Origin of the sequence: Allobosea sp. BE125, assembly GCF_031456075.1 — a bacterium.
In the GTDB taxonomy this organism is placed as follows: Bacteria; Pseudomonadota; Alphaproteobacteria; order Rhizobiales; family Beijerinckiaceae; genus Allobosea.
Window position 1 is genome coordinate 18,006 of record NZ_JAVDTY010000009.1, and the last position, 14,798, is coordinate 32,803.

At 64.1% G+C, this 14,798-nt stretch carries 12 protein-coding genes; 8 read left to right on the forward strand and 4 right to left on the reverse strand.

Annotated features, from left to right (window positions below):
* Positions 1-56 precede the first annotated feature (56 nt).
* The 4 genes from J2Y55_RS19515 (at position 57) to J2Y55_RS19530 (ending at position 4,295) form a co-directional block, all read left to right on the forward strand.
* The gene (locus J2Y55_RS19515) at positions 57-1,148 is read left to right on the forward strand and encodes a formylglycine-generating enzyme family protein (protein WP_310156971.1); all 1,092 of its coding nucleotides are present in this window, start codon (positions 57-59) and stop codon (positions 1,146-1,148) included.
* Positions 1,149-1,481: 333 nt separating this feature from the next.
* Entirely contained in the window at positions 1,482-2,330 is an 849-nt protein-coding gene (locus J2Y55_RS19520) for a lysophospholipid acyltransferase family protein (protein WP_310156973.1), read from the forward strand.
* A gap of 457 nt (positions 2,331-2,787) precedes the next feature.
* A complete protein-coding gene (locus tag J2Y55_RS19525; protein ID WP_310156975.1) occupies positions 2,788-3,087 on the forward strand; it encodes an acyl carrier protein in 300 nt (99 codons plus the stop codon).
* The gene (locus J2Y55_RS19530; protein WP_310156977.1) at positions 3,084-4,295 is read left to right on the forward strand and encodes a beta-ketoacyl-[acyl-carrier-protein] synthase family protein; all 1,212 of its coding nucleotides are present in this window, start codon (positions 3,084-3,086) and stop codon (positions 4,293-4,295) included. The genes J2Y55_RS19525 and J2Y55_RS19530 overlap by 4 nt, the downstream gene beginning before the upstream one ends.
* Positions 4,296-4,646: 351 nt before the next feature.
* On the opposite strand, the gene J2Y55_RS19535 is transcribed toward J2Y55_RS19530, so the two are convergent.
* From J2Y55_RS19535 to J2Y55_RS19545, 3 genes are all read right to left on the reverse strand, one after another.
* Positions 4,647-6,110 (reverse strand): UdgX family uracil-DNA binding protein, encoded by a 1,464-nt coding sequence (locus J2Y55_RS19535; RefSeq protein WP_310156979.1) that lies wholly within the window; start codon positions 6,108-6,110, stop codon positions 4,647-4,649.
* Positions 6,111-7,328, reverse strand: coding sequence for a putative DNA modification/repair radical SAM protein (locus J2Y55_RS19540; RefSeq protein WP_310157496.1), 1,218 nt, complete (start codon positions 7,326-7,328; stop codon positions 6,111-6,113).
* Between the two features lie 434 nt (positions 7,329-7,762).
* The gene (locus J2Y55_RS19545; protein ID WP_310156981.1) at positions 7,763-8,149 is read right to left on the reverse strand and encodes a DUF2267 domain-containing protein; all 387 of its coding nucleotides are present in this window, start codon (positions 8,147-8,149) and stop codon (positions 7,763-7,765) included.
* Between the two features lie 349 nt (positions 8,150-8,498).
* Between J2Y55_RS19545 and J2Y55_RS19550 the strand changes: the two genes are divergently transcribed.
* The 4 genes from J2Y55_RS19550 (at position 8,499) to J2Y55_RS19565 (ending at position 13,389) form a co-directional block, all read left to right on the forward strand.
* On the forward strand, positions 8,499-10,058 hold the full coding sequence (locus tag J2Y55_RS19550; RefSeq protein WP_310156983.1) for a helicase HerA-like domain-containing protein: 1,560 nt from the start codon (positions 8,499-8,501) through the stop codon (positions 10,056-10,058).
* Positions 10,059-10,365: 307 nt separating this feature from the next.
* Entirely contained in the window at positions 10,366-11,748 is a 1,383-nt protein-coding gene (locus tag J2Y55_RS19555; RefSeq protein WP_310156984.1) for a dipeptidase, read from the forward strand.
* Positions 11,745-12,326, forward strand: coding sequence for an LOG family protein (locus J2Y55_RS19560; protein WP_310156985.1), 582 nt, complete (start codon positions 11,745-11,747; stop codon positions 12,324-12,326). Before J2Y55_RS19555 ends, J2Y55_RS19560 begins: the two co-directional genes overlap by 4 nt.
* Positions 12,327-12,393: 67 nt before the next feature.
* The gene (locus J2Y55_RS19565; RefSeq protein WP_310156986.1) at positions 12,394-13,389 is read left to right on the forward strand and encodes a DUF3829 domain-containing protein; all 996 of its coding nucleotides are present in this window, start codon (positions 12,394-12,396) and stop codon (positions 13,387-13,389) included.
* A 70-nt stretch (positions 13,390-13,459) separates the two neighbouring features.
* On the opposite strand, the gene J2Y55_RS19570 is transcribed toward J2Y55_RS19565, so the two are convergent.
* Positions 13,460-14,278: a hypothetical protein gene (locus tag J2Y55_RS19570; protein ID WP_310156988.1), complete on the reverse strand. Its 819-nt coding sequence runs from the start codon at positions 14,276-14,278 to the stop codon at positions 13,460-13,462.
* Positions 14,279-14,798 lie beyond the last annotated feature (520 nt).

The following is a 14,798-nucleotide window of genomic DNA, read 5'->3' on the forward strand; positions in this document are numbered from 1 at the left end:
GTAAGATCTTTAGAATCTTGCCCCGCTCCCGGTATTTTCGCAGAAGATGGCAGTCCATGGCAGCTGAATTGAATTTGATCCTGGGCTCCGGCTTTCCGTATCTGACGCCTGCATCCAGGCTAAAGGCTGTCGCATTTGGCCTCATTGTCTGGCTGTTGCCGTATCCGGCTTCCGCGGGGGCATCGGCGCCGCGCCTTCCCGGCACGATTGTTCTGGCGCAGGCGCCCGCCACCCCGCCCGCCGCTGACGCAGGCAGCCTCGAAACCCGCTACTGGAATTCGATCAAGGACAAGACAGACCTCGGCGATTTTCGGATTTATCTCGATGCCTGGCCAACCGGGCTCTATGCGGCGGAGGCGCGCGCCCGGATCGAGCGTCTGAGCGGCAAGGCGCCGCCCCCTGCTGCGCCCCCCGCTGCGCCGGTCGCGCCTGCCAATGCTCCGGTGCAGGATTGCGCGGAGTGCCCACCGATGATTCCGATTGCAGCGGGCGCTTTCGCCATGGGGTCGGCAGAACCGTTTCGCTTCGAGGCGCCTGTCCACACCGTCACCATCAGGAAGCCGTTTTATATCGGCCGCACCGAAGTGACCTACGACGAATGGGATGCCTGTGTTGCGGCCAAAGGCTGTGCCTTCGCGCCGGACGATCGGGGCGCCGGTCGGGGAAGGCGACCGGTCGGCAACCTGAGCTGGGAGGACACGCAGCAATATGTCGCCTGGCTGTCGAAAAAGACCGGCCAGAGCTATAGGCTGCCGACCGAGGCCGAGTGGGAATATGCCGCGCGCGCAGGCCGGGCCACCAGTTATTTCTGGGGCAAGATGATGGAAAAGGCCCGCGCCAACTGTTCGGGCTGCGATGGTTCGCGCTCGACAGCTGCGGTTGCCGTCGCCACCTATCCGCCCAATGATTTCGGTCTCTATGACATGTCGGGAAACGTGGCTGAATGGGTCGAGGATTGCTGGAACGACAGCTACAGATCCGCGCCCGCCAATGGCTCTGCCTGGGTGAAGCCGGGCTGCAAGGAACGCGTATTGCGCGGCGGCTCCTTCAGCAGCGAGCCGCAGTATGTCCGTTCGGCCTCGCGCTTCAAATATGATTTCGATGTGCGCTTCCAGACCAACGGCTTTCGCGTTGCGCGGGAGCGGTAGGGCTATCTGGAATGGTGCGGCCGGCTTCATTCAGATGACGAGAGCGTCGATCTTCACCAAGTTTGACCCCGCTGTAACCCCAACAAGCTGGATTTGCGCTGCGCCATGGGTGCCCGATCCGCCCTGGCCGCAGCGATGTGACACTCAGCCTTGAGTTCCAGCCTGAACAAAGCGCCACTGTCCCTGCCGATATGCGTCCAGCGCTTTTGAAGCGTCGCCCCGATGAGGCTATAGGGTCGAACCGGCCTGCCGCCCGACATTGCGCCCGGAGGAGGGCTTTCCGCGCGGTCGGGCGTTCTGCTCGACTGCCCCTTTGATACGGACCGATACCCCATGCAGGCCCTGGAGCGAGTGCTGCATCACGCCATGCGGCGCTTGCCGATTGCGTTCGTCTCGAATCTCGGCGCCCGCTTGGCCTGGCTCAAGATCCGCTTCATCGACCCGGACGTCGCCCGCAAGGCCCGCGCCAATATCCGGCAGCATTTTCCGGCGATGGCGGAGACGGAAGTCGAGACGCTGGTCTGGCGTTTCGTCGACAATGTCGGGCGCTTGATGGCCGAGTTCTCCATCGTCCATCGCCTGACCTCCTCCAAGCGGATGGAACTCGTCGGCATCGAGGCCCCCCGCGCCAATCTCGGCAAGATCCCGACCATCGCGCTCTGCCTGCATCTCGGCAATTGGGAGGTGATGGCCGCGGCGATGCAGAAGATCGGTGTTTCCATCGCCTCGATCTCCGAGGTGCCGGAGAATGCGGCCCATCGCGACATCGCCGATGCGACGCGCAGCGGCTTCGACGTCGAGGTGCTCCCGCCCGACCGGATGAGCGCTCTGCGCGCCTTGTCCATCCTGAAGGGCAACGGCGTCCTCGCCCTGTTCCCGGATGAAAAGCGCGGCGGCACGATGATGGCGCCGCTGTTCGGGCGTCCGCCTCACCTCAATGGCAATCTGGCGCTCGCCGCCAAGCTCGCCAGGCGCACCGGCGCGCAGCTCGTCGTGGTCTATTGCGAGCGCCTGGAGAAGGTCCAGTTCCAGCTTCACTTCGAGGAACCGTTTTTCATGGATCCCGACAGCGACGACGCGCTCGCCGATGTCGCCTTCATCAACAGCCGGATCGAGCCGATCATCCTGCGGCACCTCGCGCAATGGTATTATCTCGATGATCCGATCGGGCCGATCGCGTAGCCGGCCCGCCTTGCGGTGGGCCGCCTGGCGCGCATTTGGAACCTCCAGCCTTCATTTTGAGGAGCCGGCCTGAAACAAATCGGGGCTATCAAGGGCTTCCGGTCACTTGGCATCACCCGCGCCGTCATTCCGGACAAGCCGCGTCAGCGGCGCAGATCCGGAATCCATCGGAGGGCTCTGAACCCTACGATGGATTCCGGGTCTTAGCTTCGCTACGCCCGGAATGACGATGCGGGTGATGGTAAGCGATCGGACGTAATTGATATCGCTCGATTCTTTCAGCCCTCATCCTTCGAGACGCCACTTCGCGGCTCCTCAGGATGAGGGCTGGAGTGTCCCGAGGATTCACTCACATGCCCGCACCGGTTGCGCGCTGAGCCGATAAACGGTTTACGGCCCCGGCGGACTCAAGCAAATGTGCGGGTGGGCGATGTCGAATGAGGAAAGCACTAAGACCATGACAAGTGAGGTGCCGCTGGTCACGATCGATGTCCTCATCGAGATGCTCAAGCAGGTCATCGCGGAAAACGCATCGCGCGGCCGGGGCAAGCTCGCGCCCGTTGCCTGGGGGCCCGAGACCTTGCTCGAGGATACCGGCTTCAACTCCTATGATTTCGTCGAGATCATCTTCAAGATCGAAGACCATTTCAACATCGAGATCGACTACAACGCCAACAACAACATCAACGATGTGAAGACGATCGGCGAGCTCTGCGACGAGGTCGGCAAGCTCGTGGCCAAAAAGCAGGCTGCATGAAAGCAGGCGATATGACGCGGATCGTCGTCTCCGGCCTCGGCATCGTCTCCCCCATCGGTTGCGACACCGGCAGCTTCTGGCAAGCTCTGCTGACGGGGCGCACGAGCGTGGGCGAAGCCTCCGCCTTGCCGGGCAAGGGCATCCGCGTGGCGGAAGTCCTGGGCGAAGACTTCATGGCGGGGCTGGAGCTGTCGCGCTCGGCCTGCGACCGCAACGCCCTGTTTGCCGTTGCGGCGGCGCGCCAGGCGCTTGTTGCCGCGGGACTCGGAACCGGCCTGCCACGCCCCGAGCGCGTCGGCGTCATCCTCGGCAACTCCGCCGGCGGGCAATGCAGCGTCGATGACCAGTATTCCCGGCTCTACCACCTGAACAAGCGTCCCCATCCGATGACGGTGCCCAAGGTCATGGTCAGCTCGTCGGCAAGCTGGGTTTCGATCATGTCGGGCGCGACCGGCCCTTGCTTCGTGACATCGAGCGCCTGCGCCTCCGCGAGCCACGCCATCGGCATCGCGATGCAGTTCCTGCGCGCCGGGCTCGCCGACATCGTCATTGCCGGCGGTACGGAGGCCCCGCTTTCAGCTGGAACCCTGATCGCGTGGGACGCCATGAAGATCATGTCGCGCAGCCTCTGCCGGCCTTTTGCTGCGGGGCGCGATGGACTGGTGCTGTCCGAGGGCGCCGGCGTCATCGTGCTGGAGACCGAGGCGCATGCGCGCAGCCGCGGCCTGACCCCCGCGGTCGAGGCGGCGGGCTTCGGTTTCAGCGCCGATGCGGGCGACATCGTCGCGCCCAAGGTTGACGGCATGGTGAGCGCGATGAGCCTGGCCCTGTCTGACGCCGGGCTGAGCGCGGGCGATCTCGCTTATGTCAACGCCCATGGCACCGGCACCCGCGCCAACGACCGGAGCGAGACGCTGGCCTTGAAGCGCCTCTTCGGCCATCAGCCGCTGCCGCCGGTCTCCTCGACCAAGGGCGTGACCGGCCATGCTTTGGGCGCTGCCGGCGCTTTCGAGGCGATTGCGACGATCATGGCCATCGAGAACGGCATGGCCCCGCCGACCGCCAATTTCGATGCTCCCGACCCTGAATGCGACTTCGACTGCCTGCCCAATCAGGGCCGGGCGATGCCGATCCCGTCCGCGATGTCGAACTCCTTCGCCTTCGGCGGGATCAATGCCGCGCTGATCTTCAGGTCGCTTGGGTCTTGAGAGCGTGATGAATTGCTCGCGACACAACGCCGTCGCTCGGCACTGACGGCGGTCAGTATGAGGGCAGGCTGCAATCAGATTGCGTCACAGCGCGTGTCATCCAGGACAAGCCGCGTTAGCGGCGCCGATCCGGAGTCCATCGCAGGGCGGCGGATCTCTACGATGGATCCGGGGCCTAAGCTTTGCTCCACGCGGGATGACGGTGCGGAGGTGGGCAAGACAAAGCCCGTCAAATCATTGGCAGCATTCCAGGCCGGCTCCTCAGGATGAGGGCGGGTGACCTGACGGGGCATGCCCAATAGAAGAGCCGCCCAGCCCCGGGGGCGGGGACCAGGCGTCTGATGCAGTCCCCTAGCGAATCGGATCCAGCAGCGCGGGCAGCATTGCCTTTGCCCTGTTGAGGTCGGCGACGAAACGCGCCGTTTCCTTTTCTCTTTGCGCTTCGTCTGGAAGCCGCAGCAGATAGGACGGATGCACGGTCGCGATCATCGGCGTGCCGTCCTCAAGGGTCGTTGTCAGGTCTCGGACCGACGAAATCGTTGTCGCCTTGCCCAATATCGACATCAAAGCAGTCGCGCCCATGGCCACGATCAGCCTTGGCCTGACGAATTCCCGTTCGAGACCAAGCCAGAAGCGACAAGCCTTGATCTCACCCGCATTCGGGCTCTCATGAATGCGCCGCTTGCCGCGCACCGTGAACTTGAAGTGCTTCACGGCATTGGTGACATAGGCGCGCCTGCGATCGAAACCCACTTGCGCCATCGCTTTGTCGAAAGCCTGCCCGGCGGGCCCGACGAAAGGCTTGCCAGCCAGATCTTCCTGATCCCCTGGCTGCTCCCCGACGAACATTACGGGCGCATCGAGCGGCCCGCTTCCGAACACGGTTTGCGTCGCATCCCGGCATAGGTCGCAACGGGCGCAACTTCGCGCCGCCGTTGCGGCCTGGTGCCAGTCCGACGGCGCCGAGGCGGTCCCGTACGCCGGCGCTTCCTGCCGCGACTGCCAGCGTGCATGTCGCACGGAGGGATGCGTCGGTTCGGCCTTCACCATGGCGGACATGCGCTGTGAGGCGCCGGCAATCAGTGGCGCGATCAACGCGGCTTCCGGCAGGTTCCGCCAGTACTTCTCCGGCATCTCGGCCTTCATGGCTTTGATCTTCAGTCGCGCTGGATTGAAGATATTGGCGTAATAGGTCCGCCAATACTCCTCCATGGCGTCTTCATGGGGAGCATCGGGCCTGGCAGCGCCTTCGGCGACCTGCAGCGTCGTGCCGTCCCAATGCAGCGAGGCCAGTGGCGTCAGGATTGCCCACCGCATCGATGAAAATCGGTTCACGAAAAACGCTGAGACACGCCGGACAATGAAATGCTCGGGCTCGAACCAGGCGACGAACATCGTCCCGCCCACGGCGTCGCGAACCTCCCTGAACCGGACGAATGCGGTCATCTTGTGCAGGTCGCGCCTGACCGTGCGCGCCATCGCGTTGAGGCGGTGGACGTCGGGATCTGTCACGACCTTCAGCAGATCGGGCTCCTGCCTCAGGCGCAGCAACAGCCGATAGAGCAGACCGAACCGCTCGGGATCGCGATGGCAGACGACCTGCTCGGCGAGATCGGGAAATTCGCGCGGCACGGTGAACCGCACATGCTGATCGTGCGCAAGGTCGTCGACGGCCTGGCCATCGAACAGGTCCAGCGGCTCATCGCCGACATGCCAGACGATGTCACCCGCCGGAATCTCCCACTGCGCCAGCACGCGGGCCTGCCGCCGCCAGCCTTCGAAATCCGCGGGCTCGGCGAGACGCGCGACGAACATTCAAAGCAGCGCCAATTGTCGAGGCTGCGGTGCGAGATGCAGCTTCAGTCGCTCGCTGTCGAGCAAGGCACCAGGCCGCCAGTCCTCGGTCACGATGAAGTTGCGCAGCACACGCAGCGAGCGAGCCAGCCGCGCGACATCCTCGAGCCGCAGCCTGCGGAACCGTCGCATGTCCAGGATACCTTTGACGCTGCGCGTTCCCAGCCCCGGCACGCGCAGCAGCGCCTCGCGATCGGCCCGGTTGACGTCCACCGGAAAGCGCGAGCGGTGGCGCAAGGCCCAGGCCAGCTTTGGGTCGACCGTCAGGTCGAGCATCTCTCCGGAAGCGTCGTCGAGAATCTCGCCGACCTCGAAGCCATAGAAACGCGTCAGCCAGTCGGCTTGATAAAGCCGGTGCTCACGCATCAGCGGCGGGTCGCTGAGCGGTAGCTGCGCCGACGAATCCGGGATCGGGCTGAACGCCGAATAATAGACCCGCCTCAGCCCGAAGCTGCCATAGAGCTGGGCGCTGCGTTGCAGGATGACGACATCGCTCGCGCCATCGGCGCCGACGATCAACTGCGTGCTCTGGCCCGCCGGCGAGAAGCTGGGCGCCTTGCGCGAGACAGCGCGCTCCGCCTTGCTCTCGTCGATACGCAGTTTCAGCGAGCCCATCGCCGCGCTGATGTCCCGCGACTGCTTCTCCGGAGCGAAACGCTTGAGCGAGGTTTCGCTCGGCAACTCGACATTGACCGAAACCCGGTCGGCGTAGAGCCCGGCCTGCGCGACGAGGTCCGGGCTCGCGCTCGGGATCAGCTTGAGATGAATGTAGCCGCGGAAATCATGATGGTCGCGCAGCATCTGCGCGACCCGCACCATCTCCGCCATGGTGTAGTCGGGCGAGCGGATGATGCCCGACGACAGAAACAGTCCTTCGATGTAGTTGCGCCTGTAGAAATTCAAGGTGAGGTCGACCACCTCCTCGACCGAGAAACGTGCGCGCGCGACATTGCTGGACGAGCGGTTGATGCAGAAGATGCAATCGTAACTGCAGAAATTGGTCAGCAGGATCTTCAGCAGCGAGATGCAGCGACCGTCGGGCGCATAGGAGTGACAAATGCCCGAACCGGTCGTCGATCCGATGCCCTTGCCCCCGACAGAGTTGCGCTTCGTCGTGTTGCTGGACGCGCAGGACGCATCGTATTTCGCGGCGTCGCTCAGTATTTCCAGTTTCTGCATGACCGACAGCTGGGCCAAGGAAAGCTCCCTATGTTCATGATTTGTTCTATAGCTTGAATTCCCGATCGCGCTGGCGGTTCCCGCCAAGACCAATTGTCGCAGGGCTGTTCAGGCAGAGGCTGGAGTCGAACCTCCGGATTCCGCCCGCCTGACCACGTCTGTAACGCGGTAATCAAGGCCGCCAGCTCGCGTTTTGTGCCCGGCACCCCGGACGAAATGCCGAACGTCGGCAGCCTTGCGCGCCTTGCGGTGTTCGGACCTCGATCGAGGGGCCTTGCTGCATCCCTCGGATACGAGGGAGTGCGTCCTGCAATTCTCGATGCCCGGATTCCACCAACCGAGGCTCTCGCCACGCCGGCCAGCACACTCCCCACCGCCCAACAAAAAAGCCGCCCATTCCGGGCGGCTTCGCTTGATGGTCACGAGGGTATCGCTCAGACGAACTGGCCGAGCCCGGGAATGGCGCCGACGATCGCGCCCATCGTGTCCTCGCCCGCCTTCTCGCGGCCGACCGCGAACATCTCCTTCGAGACCGACTGGATCTGGCCCATCGAGAGGCCGGCGCCCATCAACTGGCCGCCGAGCGCCATGACGCCGCCGCCACCGCCCATCAGGCCGCCGACCATGCCCATCAGCCCGCCCTTGGCGCCGCCCTCGGCATCGGCGAGCTCCTGCGCGCCGGGCAGGGAGGTCATCAACTGGCCGATCTCGGCCGGCGGGCCTTCCTTCTGCAGGAAGGCGAGAATGATGCCGATCGCCTTGCGGGCGAGCTCTTCATTGAGGCCGGAGGCCGCGATGATGCGGGAGATCAGTTCGTCCATGGGTCTTGTCCCTGTCTTTGGTGGTGCGGCATTCTTGATGGCACGATGCGGTTGCGCGATAGTTCACATATTAACAATCTAATCAAGCGGGCAGGGGCTTCCGTCAGAGCTATCGCATGTGCCCCCACAGCCCTCATCCTGAGGAGCGCTTCCACAGGAAGTGCGTCTCGAAGGATGCTCCAGAAGGCGTTTCCGGAGCAAACTGGAGCATCCTTCGAGACGCAGCCTTCGGCTGCTCCTCAGGATGAGGGCTCAAAAAACCAAATGCGATTCCCCTGAGGCTTCCGCCGGCTGGCGCGTTTCGCTACACCCTTGCCCTGACTTTTCGATAACACAACAGGCGGACGGCATGGCGAAAGCAGATCTCGTGGTGGAAGATGGCGCTATCCTGATCGGCAAGAGCTGGAAGGCCGAGAACCTCCTGCTCAAGCTCGCCAACCGCCACGGGCTGGTGACGGGCGCGACCGGCACGGGCAAGACCGTGACGCTGCAGGTGATGGCGGAAGGCTTTGCCCGCAATGGCGTGCCGGTCTTCGCCGCCGACATCAAGGGCGATCTGTCAGGGATCGCGGCGCCCGGCAGCTCCCAGCCGGCCTTCGTCAAGCGCGCCGCGGAAATCGGCGTGAAGTACGAGCCCGACCAGTTCACCACCGTGTTCTGGGACGTCTTCGGCGAGCAGGGCCACCCCGTCCGCGCCACCATTTCCGAGATGGGCCCGCTCCTGCTTGCCCGCCTGCTCGACCTCAACGACACTCAGGAGGGCGTGCTCAACATCGCCTTCCGCATCGCCGACGAGCAGAAGCTGCTGTTGCTCGATCTCAAGGATCTGCGCGCGATCCTCTCCTTCATCGCCGAGAACGCCTCGGATCTGACGACGAAATACGGCAATGTCACCGCCCAGTCGGTCGGCACCATCCAGCGCCAATTGCTGGTGTTGGAGAACCAGAAGGGCGATCTGTTCTTCGGCGAGCCGGCGCTCGACATCAACGACCTGATGAAGACCGACCGCGATGGCCGCGGCATCGTCAACATCATGGCGGCCGACAAGCTGATGGCCAATCCCAGGCTCTACGCCACCTTCCTGCTCTGGCTGCTCTCGGAACTGTTCGAGCAGCTTCCCGAGGTCGGCGATCTCGACAAGCCCAAGCTCGTCTTCTTCTTCGACGAGGCGCATCTCCTGTTCAACGGCGCGCCGAAAGCCTTGCTGACGGCGGTCGAGCAGGTGGTCAGGCTGATCCGCTCGAAGGGCGTCGGCGTCTATTTCGTCACGCAGAACCCGCTCGATATTCCCGACACGGTGCTGGCCCAGCTCGGCAACCGCGTCCAGCACGCCTTGCGCGCCTTCACTCCGCGCGACCAGAAGGCGGTGCGCGCCGCAGCCGAAACCTTCCGCCAGAACCCGAAATTCAAGACCGAGGAGGCGATCACGCAGCTTGCCGTCGGCGAGGCACTGACCTCGACGCTGGAGGGCAAGGGCACGCCGACTATGGTCGAGCGCACGCTGATCGCCCCGCCGATGGCGCAGGTCGGTCCCTGCAGCGTGCAGGAGCGCCAGCAGGCGATGAACGCCTCGGGCTTCAAGGGCAAATACGACACGATGATCGACGCCGACTCGGCTTACGAGGAGCTGATGAAGCGCAAGAACCTGCAGCCCGACGGCTCTCCGGTCGAAGCCTCGACCACGGGCGGCGGCGGCATCTTGGACACGATCGGCGGCTGGCTCGGCGGCGGCTCGAACGCGCCGCGCCCGAAAACCGGCCCGGGCAGCCGCGGCGGCGCCCTGCCGCAGAGCATGACCGAGAAGATCATCACCTCGGCGGCGCGCTCGGCCGCAACCTCGATCGGCCGGCAGGTCGGCACCGCGATCCTGCGCGGGGTTCTGGGCTCGATGATGGGCGGGCGGCGATAGGGGTGTGTACGTCATGCTCGGGCTAGACCCGAGCATCTCTGGACGACAGATTCTCGGGTCTTCGCTGCGCTCCGCCCGAGAATGACGCGCCAACTTCCCTTCTCCCCTCGCGGGAGAAGGGTTCCCTGCGCGCTGCCTGTAGAGGTTCAGGAGTGGCTCCCCGGGATGAGGGCTGCGGCAGTTACCAGCGGTTGCGGAGCAGGGGCGTCATGTTCACTAGGTGGCTGACGCAGCCCTCAAGCCTTGTCATGATGGCGCAACCTGAATCGGCTCTCGGATGACGAGGGCCCCAGACCAGTTGAGCGCCATGTCCAAGCTTCCTGCCGTTCTCTCCCGTCTCGATGCCGATCTCGACGCCTCGCTCGCGCGGCTGTCGTCCTGGCTCGAAATCCCCTCGATCTCGACGGATTCGGCCTATTGGCCCGATAGCCGGCGCGCGGCGGAGTGGCTGCGGGCGGATCTGGAATCGCTCGGCTTCAAGGCTTCGCTCGGCGAGACGCCCGGCCAGCCGGTCGTGCTGGCGCACCGGCCCAAGCCAGGTGCGCCGCATGTGCTGTTCTACGGGCATTACGACGTGCAGCCGGTCGATCCCTTGAATCTCTGGGATACCGAGCCGTTCAAGCCGGTGGTCAAGGAGATCGCGCCCGGCCGCAAGGTCATCGTTGCGCGCGGCGCCTGCGACGACAAGGGCCAGGTCATGACCTTCGTCGAGGCGATGCGCGCCACCATTGCCGAGACAGGCGATCTGCCGGTTGGGGTCACCATCCTGGTCGAAGGCGAGGAGGAATCCGGCTCGGTCAACCTGCCGGCCTTCGTCCGTGAGAACGCCGAACAGCTCAAGGCCGATATCGCACTGGTCTGCGACACCGGCATGTGGGACCGCGACACGCCGGCGATCACGGCCTCGCTGCGCGGCATGGTCTATCAGGAGGTCACGATCTCCTGCGCCGATCGCGACCTGCATTCGGGCCTGTTCGGAGGGGCTGCCGCCAATCCGGTGCATGTGCTCTCGCGCATCATAGCCAGCCTGCATGACGAGACCGGGCGCATCACGGTTCCCGGCTTCTATGAAGGCGTCGAGGAGCCGTCCAATTCGCAGAAGGCCGATTGGGCCGATCTCGGACTGACGGAAGAGGAATTCCTCGGCCAGATCGGGCTGAAGCATTCCATCGGCGAGAAGGGCCGCATGCTGATCGAGCAGATCCAGTCGCGCCCGACCTGCGACGTCAACGGCATCTGGGGCGGTTATACCGGCGAGGGCACCAAGACGGTGATCGCCGCCAAGGCCTCGGCCAAGGTCTCCTTCCGCCTCGTCGGCAAGCAGGACCCCGACAAGATCGCCGCCGCCTTCCAGGCTTATGTGCGCGCGCAATTGCCCGCAGACGTCTCGGCCGAGTTCATCGTCTACAGCGCTTCGCCCGCAATCGCGGTACCGGCCGATTCACCGGCGCTGACCAAGGCGCGGGCGGCCCTGACCGAGGAATGGGGCCGCAAGGCGGTGACGATCGGCTCGGGCGGCTCGGTGCCGGTGGTCGGCGATTTCAAGCGCTTGCTCGGCATGGATACGCTGCTCGTCGGCTTCGGCCTCGATGACGACCGGGTGCATTCGCCCAACGAGAAATACGACCTCTCATCCTTCCATAAGGGACAGCGCTCCTGGGCGCGCATCTTGCAGGCATTGGGTTCATGAAATCGGTTTGCGTCTTCTGCGGGTCCAATCCCGGCAATGAGCCCGTCTATGCGGAGGGCGCCCGCGCCATGGGCGCCGAGATCGCCCGGCGCGGCCTCGTCCTGGTCTATGGCGGCGGCGCGGTGGGATTGATGGGCATCGTCGCCAATGCCGCGCTCGAAGCTGGCGGCGAGGTTCATGGCGTCATTCCGCGTGCATTGCGCGAAAAGGAGGTCGGCCATCACGGCCTGACGCGGCTCGAGGTCGTCGAGACCATGCATATCCGTAAGGCGCGGATGGCCGAGCTCTCGGACGGCTTCATCGCCATGCCCGGCGGTATCGGCACCTTTGAGGAGCTGTTCGAGATCTGGACCTGGGGTCAACTCGGCATCCACTCCAAGCCGCTGGGCCTGCTCAATATCGCTAGCTTCTACGATCCGCTGGCGGCCTTCCTCGACGGCACGGTCGAGGCCGGCTTCCTGAAGCAGACCCACCGCGCGATGGCGATGACCGATACCGAGCCCGCGACCCTGCTCGACCGGATGGAGCAATATGTGCCGGCCGCGACGATCAAATGGGTGGAGAAGGAGCAGGCTTGAGCCGCCTGCACGTCGCATCGGATGATGCGCGCAAGCCTGTCTGTTCAAATATGCGGAGACCCGGTCGATGTCGATCAGAGTGATGTGGCCCATCGGCCGGATCTGCTGGCTGCTGCTCGCCGGCATGGCGCTCAGTGCCGGGCCGGCCGCAGCGGAATCCGCGCCCGGCATGCGCTACGCCCAGGCCGCGCCGGGCACTGTTGCGCGCCCGAATGTCCCAACTGTCCCGAGCGTGGAGCAACGGCAGGAGGATCAGCTCTTCGAGATCCTACGCGAACTCGGCAATGCCTGCGGCAACGCGGCCTGGACGCTCTGGCGCAGCAATTCCTACGATGATTGGCGCAATCGCAGGGCGCGCGTGCTCTCGATGCAGTATTCCGTGCGCTCTTATGAGAGCCTGCCGCCGCTCCCGGCCTCGCTGCCCGAGGCCCTGAAGCTGAAGGCGCAGCCCGCTATCAAGAGCGCGAATGAGACGCTGGCCGCCAGCGGCGATGTCTTCAAGGAGCTCTCGACCTATATCAACGCCAAGGACTACGAGGACGACAAGTTCAGGAAGGGCGACGAGCTCAATGCAAAGCTCTTGGCCGCCGGCAAGCGCTGCCACCAGCTCGACGCCGAACTCATGGATATTTATCGCGAATTCGCCGCGCTGGTGATCGAGCGCCGCAAGGCGGGCGCAGCCCGTCCCGAGATCGTCGCGGCGATGACCGCCGACTGGCAGAAGGCGAGCGCGCTGTCGCGCGAGCTCGGGCGTTTCGAGACCGCCGACCGCGCCACGCTGGAAGGGCTCGTCCGCGATCTCTCGGCTTTGTCGGATGAGCGCAAGGCGAATTTCGAGCCGCTGAAGCAAGCGTCGCAAGCAACGGTCAAACGCTTCTACGAAACGATCCTGCAGGATGACATCGCCGCCAAGATGCGCCGCCTGCTGCGCGAGGCAAAGACGCCCAAGGCCTTCAAGGAGGTGGCGCAGGACCGGCCCCGCTCGGAGTTCTGGAGCGTTCGCCGCGAGATCGACTACGCGCTGCCCGACGAGATCCTGAGCTATCTGCGCAATCCGGGATAGGCCGCGAGGTAAGCGTGTCAGGGGGCGAGGCCAATGGTGATGGCTTTTTGGGGCCTCGCACAATCACCGCTCAGGTGGCTGGCGTTCCAGGCGGCGGCGGGCCGGTCAGTTCCTTATATGGAAACTGCTTTGTCTCAATGATGTTGCCGGCAGGTCCCCAGGTGAACCTGAGGCCGTTCCAGCTGCCGAAATGCATGCCGGCGGGCTGTGTTCCCGTCCAATAAAATTGCAGATGGATGGAGGCGACGACTTCGGCGCCGGTGCGCTGCGCAAGTTGGTAGCAGAATTCGTTGCCGTCATAGCTGACGTGGCCATTGGCCTCAGAACACGCTCCTATGCGCGCCACCAGGCAGCTATGGAATTCGATGCGCCTGACCTTGCCACGCAATTGTTCGAGCTGCGCCAGATCGGTTCGGCAGATCCCGCCTTTCCCAGGGCCGATATAGAGATTGCCCTTTGCAGGATCGACAATCCGCGCCGGCAATGTCGGATGTTGAAACGCCCCCTTGCAGCATTGCACGAAGCCGGGCAGGCCGTGCGACATGATTTTCAGCGCAAGATTGCCGCCGGCCTCATCGCCTCGCTTGATGACGTTGTCGATCATCCATTGCAGCGGCGTGTCGCCGTTGACCTCAAGCACATCGCCAAGCGGCTTCCAGCCGAACAGGCGCACGTCATGGACGACGAATACCCTTGGCGGCCCGGATGGCGGAGGTGGAACTGGAGGCGGGGGCGTCGGGCCAATCGATGCCAGCTCCTGGTCGAGCGCCGCGATTGTCTTCTTGCCGACGATATCGTCGATCCGGCCGGCGTAATTCAAGATGCGGCGTTCTGTCTTGAAACGCCGCACGCTGGCGGTCGTCGACGGTCCGTAACGCATCTTGGACAATTCGTCTGCGGCGATGTCCCCAGCGCCGAGCCGGATCAGCGCCTGCTGAATCTTGCCGACGAAATCGCCGACGGCGCCTGGCATCACATGGCTGGGATCAGAGACCGCGCAGGCCTCCAACCGCGGATCGCCGGAGAATTCTTTTGATCTGAGTGGCATCGGCGTCCCATCGCGTCATGGACGAAGTGACAGTCGGACGCAGCCTCAATTCGGAAGCTCAACGGGTTACGATAGAAAATGGTAAGACGCCGAAATGCCGAAAGGGAATGCGTGTTGTATGGGCTTCGGGGCGCTTACTTTAAGCTGCTCCAGCCACTACAAATCGACCAGATGGGTGATCTGTCAATTCCGCTAAGCCTCATAGCGGACTAAATTCTGCATCGCGGCGAAACGACGGCGCTTCCAGTTCAGCCCGGAGGCGAAATCGTCCGCAGGACGTGCCTGAAAACGCTGGACTATAGCTGGAAGGCGCGCAAGGCCGCGAGTGGCGCCAGCGCAGCGCCGCCGAGCGGTGCAACGG

What these genes read in the sequence shown, in the direction of transcription:
- J2Y55_RS19555 (WP_310156984.1), top strand. Translation starts at nt 10,366, where the DNA reads ATGTCCAAGCTTCCTGCCGTTCTCTCCCGTCTCGATGCCGATCTCGAC.
- J2Y55_RS19545 (WP_310156981.1), bottom strand. Translation starts at nt 8,149, where the DNA reads ATGGACGAACTGATCTCCCGCATCATCGCGGCCTCCGGCCTCAATGAA.
- J2Y55_RS19525 (WP_310156975.1), top strand. Translation starts at nt 2,788, where the DNA reads ATGACAAGTGAGGTGCCGCTGGTCACGATCGATGTCCTCATCGAGATG.
- J2Y55_RS19535 (WP_310156979.1), bottom strand. Translation starts at nt 6,110, where the DNA reads ATGTTCGTCGCGCGTCTCGCCGAGCCCGCGGATTTCGAAGGCTGGCGG.
- J2Y55_RS19565 (WP_310156986.1), top strand. Translation starts at nt 12,394, where the DNA reads ATGTCGATCAGAGTGATGTGGCCCATCGGCCGGATCTGCTGGCTGCTG.
- J2Y55_RS19550 (WP_310156983.1), top strand. Translation starts at nt 8,499, where the DNA reads ATGGCGAAAGCAGATCTCGTGGTGGAAGATGGCGCTATCCTGATCGGC.
- J2Y55_RS19520 (WP_310156973.1), top strand. Translation starts at nt 1,482, where the DNA reads ATGCAGGCCCTGGAGCGAGTGCTGCATCACGCCATGCGGCGCTTGCCG.
- J2Y55_RS19560 (WP_310156985.1), top strand. Translation starts at nt 11,745, where the DNA reads ATGAAATCGGTTTGCGTCTTCTGCGGGTCCAATCCCGGCAATGAGCCC.
- J2Y55_RS19530 (WP_310156977.1), top strand. Translation starts at nt 3,084, where the DNA reads ATGAAAGCAGGCGATATGACGCGGATCGTCGTCTCCGGCCTCGGCATC.
- J2Y55_RS19515 (WP_310156971.1), top strand. Translation starts at nt 57, where the DNA reads ATGGCAGCTGAATTGAATTTGATCCTGGGCTCCGGCTTTCCGTATCTG.
- J2Y55_RS19540 (WP_310157496.1), bottom strand. Translation starts at nt 7,328, where the DNA reads ATGCAGAAACTGGAAATACTGAGCGACGCCGCGAAATACGATGCGTCC.